Here is a 21,483-nt window from a genome sequence, read left to right on the forward strand (position 1 = left end):
TTATTGGCAAAGTCAGGTGGTTCTAAAAATAACCACCTGACAAAAAAATAGGGTAACTATTTAGTTACAGGGCAACAAGTTGAGACAACACTATGCTAATACATGTAAAAATGTTAGTTCGGGTGTCAAAAGCCAAATAATCAAGCTATGAAAATATATATTATCGATTATTAAAGGTACATGACTTTTGATACCCGAACTAATATTATGCCCTAAATGTTATGGTGTTATATAACAAATACGATAAGGAGGAGGTAGGCCATTATTGGCTTATGATCATATGAAAAATAGAGAATTATCTTTACAAGAAGCAGAAGAAAAGCAAAAAAAACTAAATGAGCTTAATGCGAAGATGAAGCAGCTTCAAGAGAGATTGATGACAGAATTCAATACTTGGGGGCTTGATAGTAAGAAGGATAAAGACAAAATTAAAGAAAAAGATAAACTTCTTAGAGAAATGCAAAAAACGCAGAGGACCATTGAAAAATTAAAGACAGGAAAATTACTTAGCCGAGACGCTAAACGTAGTCTAGTGGCATATTCATTTATCGCACCAAACTTTATAGGTTTTGCAATATTTACTTTACTTCCTGTTATTTTTGCATTCATATTGGCATTCATGTCATGGGATGGTAATAATCCAATTCAGTTTGTTGGTCTAGCGAACTTCAAACGCTTAGCTGAGGATACACGCTTCTTGGCAGCAATTAAGAATACAATTGTATACTGTATTGCAACTGTGCCATTTACATTGGCAGCGGCTCTTGGCTTAGCAATCTTATTGAATAAGAAGATAAAAGGAAGAGCAATCTTTAGAGCAATCGGATTCTTCCCATATGTAGCTTCTTTAATTGCAGTAGCAACAGTATGGAATAATTTATTCAGTCCTGGTGCTGGTCTTGTTAACGTAATGCTTACTAATCTAGGTGTAGCAAAACAAAACTTACCGGGTTGGGCTGCTGATGCAGACTGGGCGATGTTCACCGTTGTAGCATTCAGTGTTTGGAAGTCTATGGGGTATTACATGGTTATCTACCTCGCTGGATTACAAGGTATCTCAGGAGAATTATACGAAGCAGCGAGCTTAGATGGTGCAAATGCATTGCAAAAATTCAGGAATATTACATGGCCACAATTAAAACCAACTACATTCTTTGTAATCATTATGCTTACGATTAACTGTTTCAAAGTATACGATCAAGTTTATATGATAACGCAAGGTGGACCAGGTACATCAACATTAGTTCTTGTATATCACATCTATCAAACTGCATTTGTTACTTCATCTGATTATGGTTATGCAAGCGCAATTTCAATGGTACTGTTCGCACTGGTATTATTAGTAACAGTGGTTCAGTTCAGAGGAGAGAAGAACTATGCAAATGACTAAAGATATTGAGATACAGGAGGTGGCATAATGTTAAATAAAAATAGTAAGCGTAAACTTAATAAAATACTATTATATGTAGTACTCATTACAATTACAGTAGTAATGTTGGTTCCGTTCTTATGGATGGTGTCTGCGTCACTTAAATTCGATAAAGATGTATTCACAGTACCAATAAAATGGATTCCTGAAAATCCAAAATGGAATAATTATAAAGTTATATGGACTAAGATTCCTCTTATGAAGTTCGTATTAAATACTTCGAAGATTACATTAATTGTTACAGTCCTTCAATTATTAACAAGTAGTTTTGCTGCATATGCTTTTGCAAAATTAAGATTCAAAAGTAAGAATGCCTTATTCCTTGGTTACATAGCAACCATTGCAGTGCCTTGGCAAGTATATATGGTTCCTCAATTTATCATGATGCGTTCAATCGGTTTAAATGATACACATTTAGCAATTATATGCTTACAAGCATTCTCAGCATTTGGTGTTTTCATGATGAGACAATTTTACCAAGGGGTTCCGGATTCCTTATGTGAAGCGGCTAGAATTGATGGTATGAGCGAGTATAAGATTTATACGAAGATTATGCTTCCATTATCAAAACCAGCATTATCAACCTTGACAATATTCACATTCGTTGCAACATGGAATGACTTCCTTGGACCAAGTATTTATCTTACAACGGAAAGTAAGAAGACATTACAGATTGGTTTGCGTATGTTTATTGGACAATATTCATCTGAATATGGATTAATCATGGCTGCTTCTGTAATATCATTAATCCCTGTATTAATTGTATTCCTATGCTTACAAAAGTACTTTGTAGAAGGTGTAGCTGCAACAGGAATTAAAGGATAATAAAACTCAAACTTCGAACTTGAAGATTTCGAAGAGTAGTTAATTGCTATATTCAACGAAAAAATCCGCGCTCGCTTAGCTTCACACGTAGCAGTACTAAGATCTCGCGTTGCGAAATCAAGTACTGACGTGTTCAGATAGTTTTTCATATGAATATAGCAATTACTTACTCTAAATGAAGTTTTTTGTGTACGAAGCTTGAGTAAAAAAATATAAAAATCAGAGGTGTAGGGGGGGACTGCCACTGCACCTCCTATTTTGTTTTAGGCTGATACAAAAATATAAACAAGGTAAGGAGAATATATATGAAAAAATTATTTAAAGACATGCCTATTATTAACCAAGATGAGATGAATCAAGCCTTAGATTTTGCGTCCAATCAAATTATCAACAATTTACCTGAATTTACTTATATGTTTCAAAATGCCTATAGTGAAGGTGGTTTCTATAAACCAATTGAAAACGATTATTGGACAACTGGATTTTGGACAGGTGAAATATGGTTAGCTTATGAACATTGTAAAGATGAAAGAATTAAAGAAGCAGGATTAATACAAGTAGATAGTTTCCTTAATCGTATTGATCAGAAGATCGGGGTAGACCATCATGATATGGGATTCTTATATTCTCCCTCTTGTGTTGCAGCATACAAGTTAGTGGGAAGTGAAAAGGCGAGAGAAGCAGCTATTAAAGCAGCAGATCAATTAATAACACGTTTTCATCCTGTGGGAGGCTTCATTCAAGCTTGGGGTGCAATGGATGAACAAGATAACTATCGTCTCATTATTGACTGTTTGTTAAACCTTCCATTATTATATTGGGCAACGGAAGAAACGAAAGAAGAAAAATACCGTGAAATTGCTGATAAGCATATCCTCACTGCAATCAAGAATGTAATACGAGAAGATTATTCCACATGGCATACCTTTTATTTTAATATGGAAACAGGAGAGCCAGATCATGGTGCTACTTGTCAGGGATATCGTGATGGTTCTGCTTGGGCGAGAGGTCAAGCATGGGGAATCTATGGTTCTGCTCTTGCATACCGCTATACAAAAAGAGAAGAATATGTTGAAGTATTTAAGAATGTAACACAGTATTACCTAGAGCATCTGCCAAAAGATATGGTACCATATTGGGATTTAGAATTTGGTGAAGGATCAACAGAACCAAGAGATTCATCAAGTGCTTCGATTGCGGCTTGTGGAATGCTTGAGATGTCAAAATATCTGAAGGAAGTAGATGCTGCTTATTATACAAAATTAGCTAAGCAGATGATGAAATCAGTAGTTGATTCCTATGCAGTTAAGGATAGCAAAGAATCCAACGGATTAGTCTTACATAGTACGTATTCGAATCATTCACCTTATAATACATGTAACCATTATGGTGTAGATGAGTGTAATTCATGGGGAGACTATTTCTACATGGAGGCTCTAACTAGAATGACCAAAGGATGGAATCAGTATTGGTAAGTTGCTTTGGTAAAATTGGAGGCGTAATAATGAAACATTCAAGAAAAAAAGGGTTTGGTGTTAGAGTCAAGATGACTTGTGTGTTTTTGCTTTTGATTGCTATGATGATTTGGATGGGGATTCTTAACTATACTCGTGCAAGAGATGCAATCGTCAAAACATATGTTAATGATAAAGAACAAACATTTATGGCCACGGGAAATTACATGGAAGTAATTTTTGAGAATGTAGCTACACAGGCTGTTAGAATTATGACTGACGATAATGTTACAAGATTCTATTCTCCTGTATATGCGTCGGATAAAAAGGTACGTTTAGGTGCGAAGAAGAATATTGATAGTACAATCGTTTCTATTGTTAACACAGACAAGTATATTAATGGAATCATGTTAATTGTAAAAAATGATACCGTATTAACTTCGAATCCAGTTCAGATAGCGAGCACTTTTTATGATGACTTTGTTGCCTCGAAAGAAGGGCAGAAGATACTTAACGCAGGAAATACAACTAGTTGGATAGGGACACATCCATTCATAGATTCCGTACTTAGTACAACTACCAATTCCTATGGATTGAGTATGGGAAGAAGTCTTAATGGTTTTATAAGTGATAAGGAAGGTGCTATCATTGTTGATGTTAATAAGTCAGTAATCGTTGATTTGTTGAATGAACTTACGGATAAGAGTGAATCCATGGCATTCATAACAGATGATGGACGAGAGATTTTCTCCGATGGAGCTAACGAAAGTATGGTGGATACCACATTCTATCAGAAAAGTCTAACAGCAGAGTCAAAATCAGGATCAGAGTATGTAACATTCAATGGAGCTAAGTATCTATATACATACTGTAAAATTGGTGAGACGAATACTATGTTAAGCAGCCTAATTGAACAGAGTGTAATCTATCAAAGTGCAGATGGTATTAAGCAAAACACGGTAATGATGATTATCAGTACAAGTATTCTAGCATTAATTATAGCATCAATCTATGCATCAAACTTAAGTAAAGCAATTAAAAAAGCTGTACTAGGGATTTCAAAAGTTGCAGAAGGCGATTTAACATATAGCATTAATACCCGGAGAAAAGATGAATTTGGAACATTAACAGAGAATCTAGATCATATGCGACATAATATGAAAAAATTAATTACCAATACATCTATAGTTAGTTTGGAAGTTAAGGATTCAACGATAGAAGTATCAAAATCTTCGGAGGTTATTACCAGTTCAATGGCAGCAATATCTAGTGCTGTAGGCGAAATTGAACAAGGTATGGTCGAACAAGCAGATGCAGCCAATAGTTGCTTGAATCAGATGAATACATTATCTGACAGTATTAATGAAGTAACAGAAAGTACAGAAACAATGGTTTCTCTTGAGAAACATACCAATAACATAATAGAGTCAAGTAATGAAGCATTACAGGAACTATATGAGAAAGCGCAAGGTACTTCTGATATTACAGCTAAGATTGTACTTGATATGGATGCGTTATCTATGCAATCTGGTTCGATTACACAGATTATAGACACCATAGAAGATATATCGGAGCAATCGAATCTATTATCTCTTAATGCATCAATTGAAGCTGCAAGGGCAGGGGTTTTTGGCAAAGGATTTGCAGTTGTTGCTCATGAAATTGCTAAGTTAGCAGGACAATCATTAGAGGCTGCCGGGGAGGTGAAAGTAATAGCGGAAGGCATATCAAAACAAACAAAAGAAACGTCAAAGAACGTTTTGATTGCTAAAGAGACTGTTTCGGAGCAGACAATCGCTTTGAATAAGACGATGGAAGGTTACAATGACATCAGTACACAGATGAAAGAATTGATGAAGCAGATCGAAAAGATTAAAGAAGAAGTATATGCAATTGAGAATATTAAGAATGATACCCTAGCCGCGATCAGTAATATTTCAGCAGTATCACAACAAACGGCAGCAGCAACAAGGGAAGTAAGTGATAAGACTGATTATGAGTTTGAAAGTGTAGAGAATTTAAACAAGATAATTATTACACTGGAGGAAAAAGCAAAGAACCTAGAAAAAGAAATAGGTGTATTTAAGATCTAGATTAGCTAACGGATATATTGAACTAGAAGAGGAGGAAAAATCAGTTAAGTCAAAGGCGTCAATTTGAAGCAAGTCCAAATTGACGCCTTTGATTTAACTTAAAATACCCTCTTCTATAAAGACACTTTTATTAACACAATCACAATAGATATAAAATAAGAATGGTGTAGTATTTAATAATATGTTGAAATATCATAATAATTTGGTAAACTTAATATAAACATAGTTATTGGAGGATCTCAGATGAAAAAATTACTCTACAGGAACTTAATTATAGTTGTAGTGAGTGTACTTTTGCTTATTGTGATGACAGTTGGAAAGTATGGTATTTCTAGCCAAACATTGATATCTATTGTATGTCTGATGTTAGGATTAATAGTATCCATAGGAATTTATTATAGTAGACTTATATTGGACCAAAAAGCAATTGGCATGTTATGGATTATATCTGTTTGTGCCATTGCCTATTCGGTTGTTATCGGCGGTAGTTCAACGGCATTTGTAACACTTTATGTAACATTAGCTATGGCAGCTTCTTATTTTAGCTGTAAGATAGTGAAACTATATTTTATTCCAGTCGGAATATTAGTAGTGATAATAGGAATAATTATGCCAGAGGCAATTGAAGGATCTGAAGGGACTACAATATTAGGAGCTGTATCTAAGGGACTTTTGTTTACGTTCACTGGATACGTTATCTATCTAGCCACAAAACGTGGAGAGGATATGGTAAAAGAGTCAGCGCTGATGTTACAGAATTTATCTGAGAATAAAAAAGTAGCAGCTCAGGTTGCAATGAGTCTTAGTAATTCTTTAGAGCAGACCACAGGTGAAGTACATACAATGGCTAGAGAAGCGAATCATATTCAATTATCTACGGAACAGATGAGAGAAGCTGTAGGAAGTATGACACAGGCAGTAGTGACGGTAAATGAGAAAATCGGTGATGCAGTTGTAGTTGTAGACAGGAATTATGAGCTGGCAAACAAGCTAGATGAACGTTTCAAAGAAGTAACTAATGCTGTGCAGGAAGGTAATGAAGGGGCTAACGATGTGAAAACGTCGCTTGATGATATGGGGAATACAGTACAGTCTGCACAAGAAGCCACGGGAATACTACTAGAAGAGATGAGTAGAATTACAGGTATTTTAGACGAGATTAATTCCATTGCATCACAGACGAATCTTTTATCATTAAACGCTTCCATTGAGGCAGCAAGAGCAGGTGAACATGGAAGAGGATTTGCTGTGGTAGCTGATGAGATACGTTCTTTATCAGAAGAGAGTGCGAAAGCTTCCACTAATATTCATAATATAATTGTTAAATTATCAAGTACTGTGGAACTGGTTTCAGAAAGGACCACAAAAGGAGCAGAGGCTGCTAGAATTGGCGTTGCTAAGATGGACGAATTAATGAAATTGCTATATAACATTAATCGTAATGCGAATGCTGCTGAAGATGTGGTACAAGAAGAATACCAACTAATTCATGAGATAAAGCAGAATTTTGAATTGATTAATGGTGAAATAGAGGCATTAGTAGCCTGTTCCGAAGAAAACGATGCAATGATAACGAGCATATCTGAGAACATTACTATCCATAACAAAGCAATTAATAATTGTTCCATTGAAATTGATAAAATTGATAAAATAACGAATAAATTAACAGAGGTATCTGAAAAAAACTAGAAAACATGCTTTCTAGATAGATGTGAAAGAAAAACAAAGCTGTTACGAAATGGTTAAGAAAGCCATTTTGTAACAGCTTTGTTTGGTTGCCTTGGTTAAGGAATTTTAGTAATAAGTATGTTATAGACTTCTTCTGTCTTTTTATCCGTTGAACCGCTGAAGACATATTTTTTATCATTCTCCTTAGTAATCACAATGAAAAGGTGATTGGTAGGATTAAAACATACGGTACATGAACCATTACCGGCTATACTATAGGTACCTTTACAGAGTGTAGAGAATCCGGTTCCATTGTCTTTTGATATATTGGGTAATTCATCCCAAGTTTCAACTGTTTTAATATCATCAAAATCTATGCCATATGTGGTATGAAAATGCTTTGCTGTGATGCTTTCTTCATCAATGGTTAATAGTAATGGAGAAAATTCACTTTGAATTAGTCCAATTGCAGAGATTGGCATAGCTAATATAATTAATGCAATGATAACGCCGAAGACTTTGCCTGCTGGTTTGGCGTAATTCATATCTGTTCCTAGCCCTACTCTTTTTGGGACGATCAAATGCTTATCGTTTGGATTGTAATAAAGCAAACCATAGATCCAGTAACTATCTTCATCTGCAGTAAAAGAATCCTCTGACTGTATACTGAATTGTTGTTGTGCCAAACGAACCTTAAACTCGGCACGAAGTACCCACCATAATAGAAAGAAAGTATAGAGCAAGGTAATAATTAAGAAGAGAATAATACTATCGATATAATGATTAATATACAGCCAAAATAAGATTGTATATATAGCATTGGTATAAGATAGACCGATAAAGCATTTACCAAAGTTATACCGACGAATTCTTGTAAGGGTTTGATTACGTAAAGAATCTTGACTAACAATTTCTTGTTTCGTCTTATATGCAATGTGAAACAAGAAAGGGCATAGGAAGGTTACTAATCCAACTAATGTAGTAGTGGCAAGGGATAACAGGTTAGAATCTTTGCTTGTAATTGTACACAAATCAATAATGATTGGTATACAGGTTAATACGATAGCTGGTAAAAACCAATACTTGCTCAAAGGATTTGGCTCTTCTAAAGTAACTTTAAGATCAACAATTGTTGTACCTTCTTCATCAAGATGCCAATTCTGTTCTTTCTTTAGCTTATGTAATTGTAGATTACCTTTCATGAATGGAAGGAAGAAGATAAAACAAAGTACGGTTATCCAAGTGATGAATATGGCATATACAATGGAATCGTACTTGGTTAAGAGTGAGGTGAAAGGAAGGAGTGCAAGAACAATAGCTATTCTTCGCATACTTTTCTTAGCCCTAGATATAATCTCCTTAACCTTTGGATTCCTTAATTCATCGGATGGTAAGGTTACTCCGAGAATAATATTCTTGTGTGGTTCTAATTCGTTCTTTATTATAAAGTACATAATTGGAAGTATGGGATAACAGAAAACAAACAGAATGATTTTCATGAACATGGATTAACCCTCCTTATTATAAAGCTCCTTACATAGAGATAAGAATTGATCTTCCTTCACTCCTTGTAGGTGAAACTGAGATATTAGCAATTGAAGTTCATTATGAAGAACTCTAGGTATTTCACTGGAAGAAACGTTTCGAGGTGCTACTTTAGCTCCGTTTCTCCGGTCAGCGGTTATATATCCTTCTTGCTTCAATAGTTGATAGGCTTTACTAACCGTCATCATATTAATTCCTGATTGATCTGCAAGATTTCGTATCGTTGGTAATTGGTCACCAGGGAGTAATTTCCCATCAGAGATAGCGATAATTATTTGATTCCTAATCTGCTGATAGATAGGAATATCACTGGAAAAGTCAAGTGACAGAAGCATGTAATTCCTCCTTATCTATAGGGGTTATCTGTTTCTTTGTATTAGTTATAGTAATGCAAATAATGCAAAGTGTCAAGGTTAACTTGTGCTAATGTTTGTTAAGAAATATTTATAAAAACTGTGAATACCATCGATGCTAATAATAAGTCATAAATATAAACAAAGATACATAATTTGTAAAAAGACGATTGGAGTAATGTAGTGAATCATAGCGATAAACATAAAATTATTAGCGAGCAATATGCAGACCTAATTATTAAAGATTACAAATCTAATCCTTTGCTACAACAGGAGGAAATCGAGGCTATTAATATTATAGATGATAACTATGCGGTAGTATATGTACCGTTACAAGTAGTTGAAAGAGATAGTATTAATAAATATGGTTATAACTCGTTTCCTTTTTGTTATACCCTTACAGCTTCTATTGAGAATGAATCTATAAATATTTTGCAAAATAGAACGTTACCGAGTCTTGGATTAAAAGGGGAGAATGTTTTAATTGGAATAGTTGATACAGGAATCGATTATACGAATCCAGCATTTTTAAATGAGGACGGAACATCAAGAATAGTTAGTATTTGGGATCAAACCATCAATGAAGAAGAATGTGTAAACGTCTTTCATTATGGGTGCGTCTATTCAAAACAGGATATTAATGAGGCATTAAAAAGTGTTGACCCTTTGCAACATGTAGCTACGATGGATACGATTGGTCAAGGGACTATACTAGCAGGAGTAGCAGGTGGTAGTAGTGATTTAGGTAATAAGTTTAGTGGTATTGCTACAAATTCTGAATATGTAGTTGTAAAACTTAAACCGGCGAAGGAAGCAATTAGAGAATTTTTTCTTATTCCTGAAGATAGAATATGTTATCAAGAGAATGATATTATGTTGGGGGTGAAATATCTAATATCGGTAGCACAGGAGGTTAACCGTCCTATTGCTATATGCATAGCATTAGGAACTAATCAGGGTGGGCATGCTGGTGTAGGGAAATTAAGTGATATGTTATCTAGCTTTAGTCAAAACCCAGGCGTATCTATTGTGATAGCGGGAGGCAATGAAGCAAATGGAAGAAATCATTATGAAGGAAGAGTTAATCCATCTGGTGGTTATACAACAGTTGAGCTAATGGTTGGAAAAAGTCGCCCATCCTTTTGCATGGAGGTTTGGGGCTCTCCGAATAGTGGGACAATGATTCATGTTATTTCACCTTCGGGTGAGGAGTTCACAACAAGTAGCCCTAATGACTATGTTAGTAGGCGATTAGATTTTCCGGAAGATGATACCACCATATGGTTAAACAATATTTTATTAGAACCAGACACTAACGATGAGCTAATTCTTTTTCGGTTTAGGACACCGACAGAGGGGATTTGGAGATTTCAAGTGAGTACGAATACTAGTTATCAATCGAACTTCAATATATGGCTACCAATTAGGTATTTCCTATCATCTGACACTTATTTTTTAGATTCAAGCTCCAATATCACCATAGTATCACCAGGGAATTCTATTTTGCCTATTACAGTAAGTGCATATGATTTGCAATCCGGTAACATATATAATGACTCTAGTAGAGGATTCTCAAGAATCAACATTATTAAACCAGACTGTGCGGCACCTGGGGTTAATTTGAAGGCACCATTTTTGAATCATAGGTATGTATATGGAAGTGGGACGGGATTATCGGCAGCGTATCTAACAGGAATTGCAGCGTTATTTTTAGAGTGGGGGATAACCAATGGAAATTTACTCACAATGACTACAATCAATATAAAAAACTACTTAATACAAAGTGCTAATAGGAATCAGTTTATAGATTACCCTAATAACATTTGGGGATTTGGAGCAGTTAATATTTATAATACATTTGATATTTAAGATATTTTTTATTGAATAATTTTGTTACCGAAGTACCAAGTGAGTAGTTTGGTTTTATAATACCCCTCGTAGATATGTTAACTAAGCGTCAGAATTAGTTATACAAATCATAGTAGCTATTAGAATTGGAGAGGATATTCATATGAATGAAAGGGAACGATATAAAATTACGAGTAACGACTATGCAGATATTATTATAGAGTTTAGTAGATATAAGGGACAATATGATCCCTCTAACATGACAATCTTAAATGAAAGATATGCTATTATACATATTCCTGTGGACGAACTGAGTAAAGATAGTATAAATAAGTATGAATATGAGGGGTTTCCGTCATGTCTTGATCTTGCTTCTACTGTTGATTTGGAGGCCTCGGGGGTTCTTAGAGTACAACAAGTACCCTATTTGGGACTCCGTGGAAACAATGTTTTAGTTGGAATTATTGATACAGGTATTAATTATATGCATCCTGCTTTTTTACATGCCGATGGAACTACTAGAATCAGTTCTATATGGGATCAGACAATTGAGTCAGAAGATTCGTACCCTCCTGGTTTTTATTATGGAACGGAGTACAGTAGAGAACAGATTAATTTAGCGTTACAAAGTAATAACCCCTTAGATGTTGTCCCAAGTACAGATACGAATGGGCATGGTACTATGCTAGCAGGTGTTGCTGCAGGTACAGAAAGTAATAAGGAGGGGTTTTCTGGTGTCGTACCGGAGTCTGATTTAATAGTGGTGAAACTAAAAGAAGCAAAAACCTTTACAAAGAGTTTCTTTTTAATACCAGAAGACGCTTTATGTTATCAGGAGACAGATGTTATATTAGCGGCGAGGTATTTGTTAGAATATGCATCTAGAATAAAACGCCCAATAGCAATATGTATTGGATTGGGTACAAACCAAGGGGGGCATGATTACAAAGGAGTATTGAGTAGTATCGTGTCAAGATATTCAGAGTATGCAGGAGTTGGTATCATCACTTCTGCTGGAAATGAGCTTAACCTCGGACATCATTTTTATGGTGTGGTAGAGAGAAATAGTGCAGGGGTTATTGCTGAGTTAAATGTCGGCGTTACAAGGCCTTCTTTTTCATTAGAATTATGGAGTTCCGTACCTAGTTCTCTAACCGCTGAAATCATTTCACCCACAGGGGAGTCCTTAATTTCTCCTCCTACTAGAATAATAGAAACAAGAAGAAAGGATTTTCTTTTTGAGAACACTACAATATGGGTAAACAATATTAGTTTGGAGTCACAGACGGGAGATCAGCTTATACTGTTCCGACTTCAAAACCCGTCTGCTGGTGTTTGGCGATTTCGTATAACTTCTAGAGTGCCAATAGACTCAGCCTTTCATATGTGGTTACCATCGAAAGGATTTATCCCAGAGGATACCTTATTTCTAAAACCGAATCCAGATACAATTGTACAATCTCCGGGAAATGCAGACTATTTTATAACAGTGGGAGCTTATAATACAGAAAATAATAGTATCTATGTGAATTCTAGTAGAGGGCCAACAAGATTAGGAACTTTAAGGCCTGATTTTTGTGCACCTGGGGTGAATATATTAGGTCCTAATTTAGAAAAATCGTATACTACTGGAACAGGTACTGGGTTAGCGGCAGCCCATGTAACAGGCCTAGCGGCGATGCTATTAGAATGGGGAATTGTTCGAGGCAATTTTACTAACATGGCGACGCCTGAGATTAAGACATTACTAATCCGTGGGGCTGTTCAAGAATCTGGTATTGCTTATCCCAATAATTCATGGGGCTATGGTAGGGTTAATATTTATAATTCCTTTCAAAGTTTAATAGATAGAGAATAGCAAAAGACGCATTTTTATGTATAATAACGAGAAAGCAACTTTTCACTAGTGCTACTAATGAAAAGTTGCTTTTTTGGTTATAGGAAGTTATCCTAATATAATAATTATCCTTCTTCTTCGCCTTCTTTGACAATCTCCTCTAAAACACGAATCAAGTCATGAATCGTATTGATTTGAACATCTTTCTCTAGAATGATGTTACGTAGACCAACCGATAGTGTATCAAATTTTGGTTTTACCTGCGGAGCAATATAAGACATAATGTGACCTCACTTCCCGTGCTGGTTATACAATTTGTCGTTGAGTTATATTGAATCAAGTATGCATCTGCCTGGATTACTTGTCGCTATCCAAATTAGAATACTTAAGTGAACACCATTTAGCATAATCTCACACATGATTATAATAGTAGAAACCCATGAGAGAGTTTAGATGAAGAACAACTTTTTATAAGCGAGTTTACAATTGTTTTATTATAATAGTATAATAACAATACAGAAACAACTAGAAAAATTGATCGAGTTACGTAACTGTAAGTTATAGATACTTCGCTTATGAAATATAGTATCTCCAGCGATGAAAAAAAAACACGTAAAAAGCATGTGAAATTGTACCTAATTCAAGTAAAATTAGCCAGATTTGATTGGAAAATATCAAATTACCAAGTATAATGTAGAAAAAGCTTATAGGAGGAATTTGTAGTGAGCAAATCAATTGAAGGTATTATTGACAAAGCAACAATTTCATTTCAAATGATTCATGAAGTGAATACAGCAATTGAGCGTTTGTGTGCAGAAACAAAAGATTCAGAGGATATGAACATATCCGTGGAAGACGAATGTTTAAATGTTAAAATTAAAGTAGGAGTAAATAGTGCTTATACACAAATTGCTATGTCAGAGCTATATGTTAAAGTTATGAATAGCGAAACAGACGATTGTTATGAGAAAATCGTAGAGATTATAGGTGAGGGAATTAATCAAAACATTATGGAATATGCAAATTATGCAAAATAAATAATTTTATTATATAATCCAATAATTATAATAATAGAAAGAGAAACATCATTTGAATTAAGTTTATGGTGGTTCTCTTTTTATTTATAGAAGTATTAATTGCAATATATATAGACTGTAAAGAAAAAAATGTAAAAGAAAAAAAGCAAAGGAAGTGGTTACTTGCAATCTTATATAAAAACAGATAGAATTAAAGTCATAATATTAGACAGCGGAGGTTACGTATGAAGATTGTATGTTTAGAAGCAAATTGTTTGGGAGATGACGTGGATTTAACATGTCTTGAAGAATTCGGAGAGGTAACCGTATATGGTTTATCAACAGCCTCGGAAACCCCTGAACGTGTAAAAGATGCAGAAGTAATTGTAGTGAATAAAGTGCCGATGAATGCGAGTACCTTATCAGAAGCAAAGAATCTAAAGGTAATCTGCGTAACAGCGACAGGTACGAATATCATTGATACCGAATATACCAATGCAAGAGGAATTACGGTAATGAATGTAAAAGGATATTCAACAGAGGCAGTCGTGCAACATACCTTTGCATTATTATTTTATGTATATGAGAATTTAAGCTACTATGATCATTTTGTTAAATCAGGAGCTTATGTTAAGAATGATATATTCAGCCATTTTGATAAGAAATTCTTCGAATTAAAAGGAAAGACATGGGGAATTATTGGACTTGGTGAGATTGGAAGAGGAGTTGCGAAGATTGCAGAAGCATTCGGTTGTAACATAATCTATTATTCAACTTCTGGTAAGAATGATAATTCAGAATATACGAGGGTAACACTAGATGAACTATTAAGTCAATCGGATATCGTATCCATTCATGCTCCACTTAACGACCAAACAAAAGACTTGATTGGTGCAGCTGAATTTAACAAAATGAAAGATACAGCGGTATTAATGAATCTTGGAAGAGGTTCAATTGTTAATGAAGCTGATCTTGCCAAGGCACTTGAGAATGATAAGATTGCGGCAGCAGCACTTGATGTATTGGCAAGTGAACCAATGGCAGCAGATAATCCATTGTTACGCATTCAAGATAGTACAAAACTTATTATCACACCACATATAGCTTGGGCAGCAGTTGAAACAAGAAGACGTGTAGTAGAAGAAGTATGTTTGAATATGAGTGCTTATTTGTCTGGTGTTGAAAGAAATATAGTGAAATAGAAGTATAATAGAAAAATATGGATATATATGGAGCTGTGAAAAGTGTAAAACTTAACAATTATACCAAATTATTTTTAGAATATTAAATAAATGTTTCTATTGATTAATCAATGCAATTGGCAAAAGTTATAAAATAACTTTTCCGATTGCATTATTTTTTATGCACAAATACTATGAAAAATGCATAATGTAAATATATGTAGTTTATTATGGATGAAAAACCCACGTTTAAGACTTGATTTATTTATCAACTATGTTATACTTATTAAGTAATTGTTAACAAAATGTTACTTGCTTTTCAGATTTGTTTCTTAATTGTTATGATCTATTACGAAGATTAGTAAGTAATAAGTGGATTGCGGTAAAATTGCTTTCCCACTGCAAGTGAGTGTTTGAACAAGCACTTACAATTTCAAATTCATAATAATATAACAATTGTTATTATGTAACCAAAGATAACCAATTTGAAGGTTATTAAAAGGAGATTTTATATGAAGATGAAAAAATTCTTGCTTTGTATGACTACTACAGCATTAATTGTAGCGAATACAGTAAGTATCAACGCATTTGCAGCGGAAGTGAATACGGTTGAACAGATACAAAACTCAGAAGCTGTGAACACATCAGTGATTGATGTAGATACACAAGCTGGGGAAACTACTACAGGGGATTCTACCAATACAAAAGATTCTGCTATCACCGAAGGTACTTCAACAACAGAAGATACATCTAAGACAGAGAATGATGAGTCAAACCAAGAAGTAGTACAAGATACAACGAAAGAATCATCAAAAGATAGTAAGAATGATGAAACAGATTCTAAGAAAAAAACAGATTCTGAAAAAGCAACGAAAAAGAAAACAACAACAACGAAAAAGAAAACTAGCATAACTAAGAAAAAGACATCAGCTAAGACAACGAAAGCTGCGTCTTATTCAAGTGCTGAGGTACGATTATTATCAACACTAATCTATTGTGAAGCAGGAAACCAGTCTTATGCCGGAAAATTAGCAGTAGGTATTGTTGTAGTAAATAGAATGGATTCAAAAAAATACCCTAATTCATTAAAAGGCGTTATATATCAAAAACATCAATTCGGTCCGGTTAGAAACGGTTCTTTGAATAAAGCATTAAACGAATACGATAATGGTAGGTTTACTTCCGCTCAAGAGAAACAATGTATCAAAGCAGCGAAAGCAGCATTGAGTGGAGTAAAAACGATTAAATATACGAAAAATGGTAAATCTTTAAGTAAAAATCTTAGTGGATACTATGGTTTTAGTGGTAGATTATCAAATCCAAGATTCACATTAGGTGATCATCAATTTAAGTAATATATATAGCTGTTACACGACTAAAGTGTAACGGCTTTTTTTGTATATACCAAGCAAAGGCATGTGTTAAATTATTTTGCTAGTATATAAGTATCAATATAGGAAAATATTATTAATACTACTTTTCTAAATGGAGCAAGTGTGGTATGATAAAGTTGAAAGTAATCTACTTTCTTGCTACTGGTAATTGAAACCAGTAATATTTTTGGGCTTTTATAAGTATTAGAGCTTATGGATAGTGAAATAACAGATTGTGAAGATCTGTTTGACTACAAATGGTTCGATATACATGATTATATAATAGTAACTTAGGAGGAGACATAGAATCATGGAAAATGTTTCAACAGAAAAAGAAGTTATATCTAAGAACTTCATTGAGCAGATCATTGATAAAGATATTGAAGAAGGGCATTGCAAACAAGTTGTTACAAGATTCCCGCCGGAACCAAACGGATATCTTCATATTGGACATGCAAAATCTATATTATTAAATGATGGTTTAGCAAAAAAATATAATGGTAAATTCAATCTTCGTTTTGATGATACAAACCCAACAAAAGAGAAGACAGAATTCGTTCAATCTATTATTGAGGATGTAAAATGGATTGGGGGAGAATTTGAAGATCGTCTATTCTTTGCATCGGATTACTTTGACCAAATGTATGAAGCAGCTATTAAGTTAATTAAAAAGGGTAAAGCTTTCGTTTGTGATTTAACAGCAGACGAAATTAGAGAATACAGAGGAACATTAACGGAGCCGGGTAAAAACAGTCCATATCGTGATAGAAGCGTAGAAGAAAACCTTGCTTTATTCGAAGGAATGAAGAACGGTGAATTCGAAGACGGTACGAAAGTATTACGTGCCAAGATTGATATGTCATCTCCAAACATCAATATGAGAGATCCAGTTATATATCGTGTGGCTCGTATGCACCACCACAATACAGGAGATAGATGGTGCATCTATCCTATGTACGATTTTGCTCACCCAATAGAAGATGCGATTGAAGGAATTTCTCATTCAATCTGTACCTTAGAATTTGAAGATCATAGACCTTTATATGACTGGGTTGTTAAAGAATTAGAATATGAGAATCCACCAAAACAAATAGAATTTGCTAAGATGTATCTTACAAACGTTATTACAGGTAAGAGATACATTAAGAGACTAGTAGAAGAGAACATTGTAGACGGTTGGGATGATCCAAGATTAGTATCTATTAGCGCATTAAGAAGAAGAGGTTTTACACCAGAATCTATCCGTAAATTCATGGAATTATGTGGTGTGTCTAAGAGTAACAGTTCGGTTGACTACGCTATGTTAGAGTACTGTATTCGTGAAGACCTTAAACTTAAAAGACCAAGAGTGATGGCAGTTCTAGATCCAATTAAACTAGTTATTACGAATTATCCAGAAGGTGAAATTGAGTATCTTGATGCCTCTGTCAATCAAGAAAATCCAGAGATGGGAACAAGAAAAGTACCATTCGGAAGAGAATTATATATTGATCGTGAAGATTTCATGATTGAGCCACCAAAGAAATACTTTAGATTATTCCCAGGTAATGAAGTACGTTTAATGAATGCATACTTTGTTACGTGTACGGATTATATAACAGATGAGAATGGTAAAGTTACAGAGGTTCACTGTACGTATGACCCTGAAACTAAGAATGGTACTGGATTTACAGGAAGAAAAGTGAAAGGCACAATTCATTGGGTTGAAGCTAATACTGCTGTAAAAGCTGAAGTACGTTTATATGAGAATATAGTAGACGAAGAAAAAGGGGTGTATAATGAAGATGGAAGTCTTAACTTAAATCCAGATTCATTAACAGTTCTTAAGGAATGTTATATTGAGCCTGCAATCAAAGAAGCAAAATCTTTAGATAGTTTCCAATTCTTAAGACAAGGGTATTTCTGTGTAGATTGCAAAGATTCAACAGAAGATCATTTAGTATTTAACCGAATTGTATCATTAAAAAGTTCTTATAAACCAGCTTAGGGAGGGTGAAAAATGGCTAACTTATTTTCGGGATTAGAGAATTTCGGACTAGGCGAGTTACAAGGCCTAGATGTGTATAATACAGGTAACGGTGACAAAAAAGAAGGGGACAAAGAAGCAGAGAAACCAAAGATCACGGAAGACGATTTTATCTTTGATAAGACACATACTTGTCCAGTTTGTGATAACGAATTCAAATCAAAGTCAGTAAAAACTGGTAAGGTGAAATTACTTGGCGCTGATTCTGATTTACGTCCAAAGTATCAACTTGTTGATTCATTAAAATATGATGCAATTGTTTGTCCGAGTTGTGGATATAGTGCATTAAATCGTTTCTTTAATTACATGACTGCACCACAAGCCAAATTAATTAAAGATCAAATTACAATTAATTTTCGTGGTATTGAAAATGAAGGAGAAATCTATACTTATGACGAAGCAATTGCTCGTCATAAGTTAGTTCTTGTGAATACAATAGTTAAGAAGGCAAAGAATAGTGAGAGAGCCTATACTTGCTTGAAAATTGCATGGTTACTAAGAGGTAAGGCAGAGACGTTACCAGCAGACACGGATAACTATGACAAAGAAATTGCTAAATTAAAGTCAGAAGAGGATGAGTTTATCTATAATGCTTACGAAGGATTTACAACAGCATTCTCAAAAGAGATGTTCCCAATGTGTGGAATGGATGAGAATACTGTTACATATCTAGTAGCTGACTTAGCAAGACGTTGTGGCAAATTTGATGAAGCAGGAAGATGGATTTCTAGGGTACTTATTGCAAGAGATGCAAATGAACGTATTAAGTCAAAAGCGCGTGATTTGAAAGAGCTTATTGTACAAAACAAAAGAGATAATTAAAAGACAATCCTAAATATTAACATGTCAATATGGACTAGAAAATCATATTGGCATGTTTTTTATTTAAAATTGTCTTTTCTTTTTTATTTATTCAACTTGGAAGCTATTTGTTTTTTGAATGGTTCTTGGTAATGCATCTTGTGAATTTTTCCAAGGTTCATTCACGTAACGATAATCAAATTTGTCAATAAACCATGATAAATCATCACGTACGCGCTTCATATTATCGAGATATAATTTATTGAGGTCAGCGAGGAAGGATTGCAACATATCGCCGCTTAATTGTTCTGGTGCCATTTGATAGAGATCTGCATAATGATTTGTGCATAGACCTTTGGAAGCGCGGAACAAATCACGAAACTCGGATTCCTTTTTGTATAGATAGAAAACAGTTATTAGATAACGCTTATAGGTCATTTCAATACGGTCACATACATAACAAGAGTGTTTTAAGGCCTCTATGTAAGCTGGAACTCCTTTTGATTCTGTTTTTTTCTTGAACAAAGAAGGTGCAGATATTTTTTCTGAACCAGATAGTTTCGTTAAGTCATCAATAGTCTTATCCATATGTGTCTTAAGCATAAGAGCTAATCCAAGTCGATTCTGGTTATTATATAATTGTTTGATATGAGTGTTACAAAAACCTATTTTATCAGTAACAGCACGAATATCATCTTCCATATAACTTGGTCCCATAGTGAAATCAATTGCTTTTAATTCCAAGCTATTATACATGGAACAAACGGGACATTCGCAATCTTCTCTATAGGCATCCATTACGGGTATTGTATATAATTGTTCTTTCATCGTGTAACCTCCGATCATGTGTATAGGCATCTTATGAATTGCCAGTATTTTTATTATAACATAGATTCAAGTGTTTATGCTATAATGTATTCATTTGTTAGAGTATTGATAAACAAGTATGAAAGGGGCCATATAAATATGAGAATAATAGCAGACAAAACGTGTATCGTGATAGAAGAAATAGAACACTTTGATTTAAAGCAGACACTAGAATGTGGTCAATGCTTTCGGTATGAATGTATTAGTGATAATGAATACCTTGTTATAGCTAAGAATCGTACGCTTCATATAAAACAAGAAGATAACATACTGTTCTTCTATAATAGTACTATGGAAGAGGTACAGTCCATATGGTGTCCATATTTTGATTTGAATAGGGATTATGGTACAATTAAGAAATGGTTGAATGAAAGAGATAACCTGATAGGAGAAGCAATTGAGCAAAAGTCAGGTGTCAGAATATTAAACCAAGAATTTTTTGAGATGCTTATTACCTTTATAATATCACAGAATAAGCAAATTCCACATATAATGCAGATTGTTGAGCGTATATCAGAAAGATTTGGTGAATATATTGGGGAATGGAATGGTAAGAAGTATTACAGCTTTCCAACTCCTGAAGTACTAAGTAAAGCGACGGAACAAGATTTTCTCGATATGAAGGCTGGATTTCGAGCCAAATACTTAGTGGATGCATGTAAAAAAGTTGTGAGTCAAGAACTGTGTGAGAACGAGTTACGTCAGATGAACTATGGGGAAGCCCTTGAGAAGATTCAGATTGTAAAAGGTATTGGTGAGAAGGTAGGTAATTGTATCTTGTTATTTGGTCTTGGAAGAAGAGAAGCATTTCCTATTGATGTATGGATGATTCGAATTTTGGAAAGACTATATTTTGATGAGCCTGTTAAGAAAGATGAGATGCAAGCGTTTGCGAAAGAACACTTTGGTGAGTATGGAGGTTATGCTCAACAATATCTCTTCTACTATGCGAGAGATAATCGTGTAAAATAAGAAATAGATAGTAAAAATGAGAAAAAGAGAGCAATCGAGAGAAAACGAAAGGTATGGAGCGAAAATCACGAAGTTTGCGAAAAACTTTCAGTTGCATTTAAAAGGTAAATTTACTAATATATAAATAACTTTTAGCACTCGTTCAAAGTGAGTGCTAATAACTAAAAAAATAAGTAATGACTACGGGTGAAGGAT

General features: G+C 34.4%; 17 protein-coding genes. 13 read left to right on the forward strand and 4 right to left on the reverse strand.

The genetic code is table 11. From position 1 onward, the window contains the following. Window positions 1–457 precede the first annotated feature (457 nt). The 5 genes from BUB90_RS11755 (at window position 458) to BUB90_RS11775 (ending at window position 7,490) form a co-directional block, all read left to right on the forward strand. Window positions 458–1,390: a carbohydrate ABC transporter permease gene (locus tag BUB90_RS11755; RefSeq protein ID WP_242952538.1), complete on the forward strand. Its 933-nt coding sequence runs from the start codon at window positions 458–460 to the stop codon at window positions 1,388–1,390. 27 nt (window positions 1,391–1,417) lie between these two features. Next, window positions 1,418–2,254, forward strand: coding sequence for a carbohydrate ABC transporter permease (locus BUB90_RS11760; RefSeq protein ID WP_073287925.1), 837 nt, complete (start codon window positions 1,418–1,420; stop codon window positions 2,252–2,254). Window positions 2,255–2,559: 305 nt separating this feature from the next. Beyond that, window positions 2,560–3,729, forward strand: a complete 1,170-nt coding sequence (locus BUB90_RS11765; protein WP_073287928.1) for a glycoside hydrolase family 88 protein — start codon at window positions 2,560–2,562, stop codon at window positions 3,727–3,729. Between the two features lie 29 nt (window positions 3,730–3,758). Beyond that, on the forward strand, window positions 3,759–5,801 hold the full coding sequence (locus tag BUB90_RS11770; RefSeq protein WP_170865484.1) for a methyl-accepting chemotaxis protein: 2,043 nt from the start codon (window positions 3,759–3,761) through the stop codon (window positions 5,799–5,801). Window positions 5,802–6,044: 243 nt separating this feature from the next. After that, on the forward strand, window positions 6,045–7,490 hold the full coding sequence (locus tag BUB90_RS11775) for a methyl-accepting chemotaxis protein (RefSeq protein WP_073287932.1): 1,446 nt from the start codon (window positions 6,045–6,047) through the stop codon (window positions 7,488–7,490). A gap of 95 nt (window positions 7,491–7,585) precedes the next feature. Here BUB90_RS11775 and BUB90_RS11780 read toward each other — a convergent pair whose 3' ends face one another. Together BUB90_RS11780 and BUB90_RS11785 are read right to left on the reverse strand one after the other, a co-directional pair. Next, the gene (locus BUB90_RS11780) at window positions 7,586–8,974 is read right to left on the reverse strand and encodes a DUF5808 domain-containing protein (RefSeq protein ID WP_073287934.1); all 1,389 of its coding nucleotides are present in this window, start codon (window positions 8,972–8,974) and stop codon (window positions 7,586–7,588) included. A gap of 3 nt (window positions 8,975–8,977) precedes the next feature. Then, window positions 8,978–9,349: a GntR family transcriptional regulator gene (locus BUB90_RS11785; RefSeq protein ID WP_073287936.1), complete on the reverse strand. Its 372-nt coding sequence runs from the start codon at window positions 9,347–9,349 to the stop codon at window positions 8,978–8,980. Window positions 9,350–9,550: 201 nt separating this feature from the next. Between BUB90_RS11785 and BUB90_RS11790 the strand changes: the two genes are divergently transcribed. Together BUB90_RS11790 and BUB90_RS11795 are read left to right on the forward strand one after the other, a co-directional pair. Beyond that, complete coding sequence (locus BUB90_RS11790; protein WP_084139220.1) at window positions 9,551–11,236, forward strand: S8 family peptidase; 1,686 nt, start codon at window positions 9,551–9,553, stop codon at window positions 11,234–11,236. Between the two features lie 142 nt (window positions 11,237–11,378). Continuing rightward, window positions 11,379–13,073, forward strand: a complete 1,695-nt coding sequence (locus tag BUB90_RS11795; RefSeq protein WP_073287938.1) for a S8 family peptidase — start codon at window positions 11,379–11,381, stop codon at window positions 13,071–13,073. A 104-nt stretch (window positions 13,074–13,177) separates the two neighbouring features. On the opposite strand, the gene BUB90_RS23515 is transcribed toward BUB90_RS11795, so the two are convergent. Next, window positions 13,178–13,333 carry a hypothetical protein gene (locus BUB90_RS23515; protein ID WP_170865485.1) on the reverse strand — a complete coding sequence of 52 codons (156 nt, stop codon included), beginning with the start codon at window positions 13,331–13,333 and terminating at the stop codon, window positions 13,178–13,180. A 441-nt stretch (window positions 13,334–13,774) separates the two neighbouring features. Here BUB90_RS23515 and BUB90_RS11800 point away from each other — a divergent pair, with 441 nt between their 5' ends. The 5 genes from BUB90_RS11800 (at window position 13,775) to BUB90_RS11820 (ending at window position 19,470) form a co-directional block, all read left to right on the forward strand. After that, window positions 13,775–14,089: a hypothetical protein gene (locus BUB90_RS11800; protein WP_073287940.1), complete on the forward strand. Its 315-nt coding sequence runs from the start codon at window positions 13,775–13,777 to the stop codon at window positions 14,087–14,089. Window positions 14,090–14,313: 224 nt separating this feature from the next. Next, window positions 14,314–15,270: a D-2-hydroxyacid dehydrogenase gene (locus BUB90_RS11805; protein WP_073287942.1), complete on the forward strand. Its 957-nt coding sequence runs from the start codon at window positions 14,314–14,316 to the stop codon at window positions 15,268–15,270. Between the two features lie 491 nt (window positions 15,271–15,761). Then, the gene (locus BUB90_RS11810) at window positions 15,762–16,604 is read left to right on the forward strand and encodes a cell wall hydrolase (RefSeq protein WP_073287944.1); all 843 of its coding nucleotides are present in this window, start codon (window positions 15,762–15,764) and stop codon (window positions 16,602–16,604) included. Between the two features lie 328 nt (window positions 16,605–16,932). Next, a complete protein-coding gene (locus tag BUB90_RS11815; RefSeq protein WP_073287946.1) occupies window positions 16,933–18,609 on the forward strand; it encodes a glutamine--tRNA ligase/YqeY domain fusion protein in 1,677 nt (558 codons plus the stop codon). A gap of 12 nt (window positions 18,610–18,621) precedes the next feature. Further along, window positions 18,622–19,470 carry a DUF2225 domain-containing protein gene (locus BUB90_RS11820; RefSeq protein WP_073287948.1) on the forward strand — a complete coding sequence of 283 codons (849 nt, stop codon included), beginning with the start codon at window positions 18,622–18,624 and terminating at the stop codon, window positions 19,468–19,470. Between the two features lie 87 nt (window positions 19,471–19,557). Here BUB90_RS11820 and BUB90_RS11825 read toward each other — a convergent pair whose 3' ends face one another. Next, entirely contained in the window at window positions 19,558–20,277 is a 720-nt protein-coding gene (locus BUB90_RS11825; protein WP_073287950.1) for a DUF6062 family protein, read from the reverse strand. 138 nt (window positions 20,278–20,415) lie between these two features. On the opposite strand from BUB90_RS11825, the gene BUB90_RS11830 reads away from it, so the two are divergent. After that, the gene (locus BUB90_RS11830; protein WP_073287952.1) at window positions 20,416–21,288 is read left to right on the forward strand and encodes a DNA-3-methyladenine glycosylase family protein; all 873 of its coding nucleotides are present in this window, start codon (window positions 20,416–20,418) and stop codon (window positions 21,286–21,288) included. Window positions 21,289–21,483 lie beyond the last annotated feature (195 nt).

The sequence above is a fragment of the Anaerosporobacter mobilis DSM 15930 genome (assembly GCF_900142955.1).
Lineage (GTDB): Bacteria > Bacillota > Clostridia > Lachnospirales > Lachnospiraceae > Anaerosporobacter > Anaerosporobacter mobilis.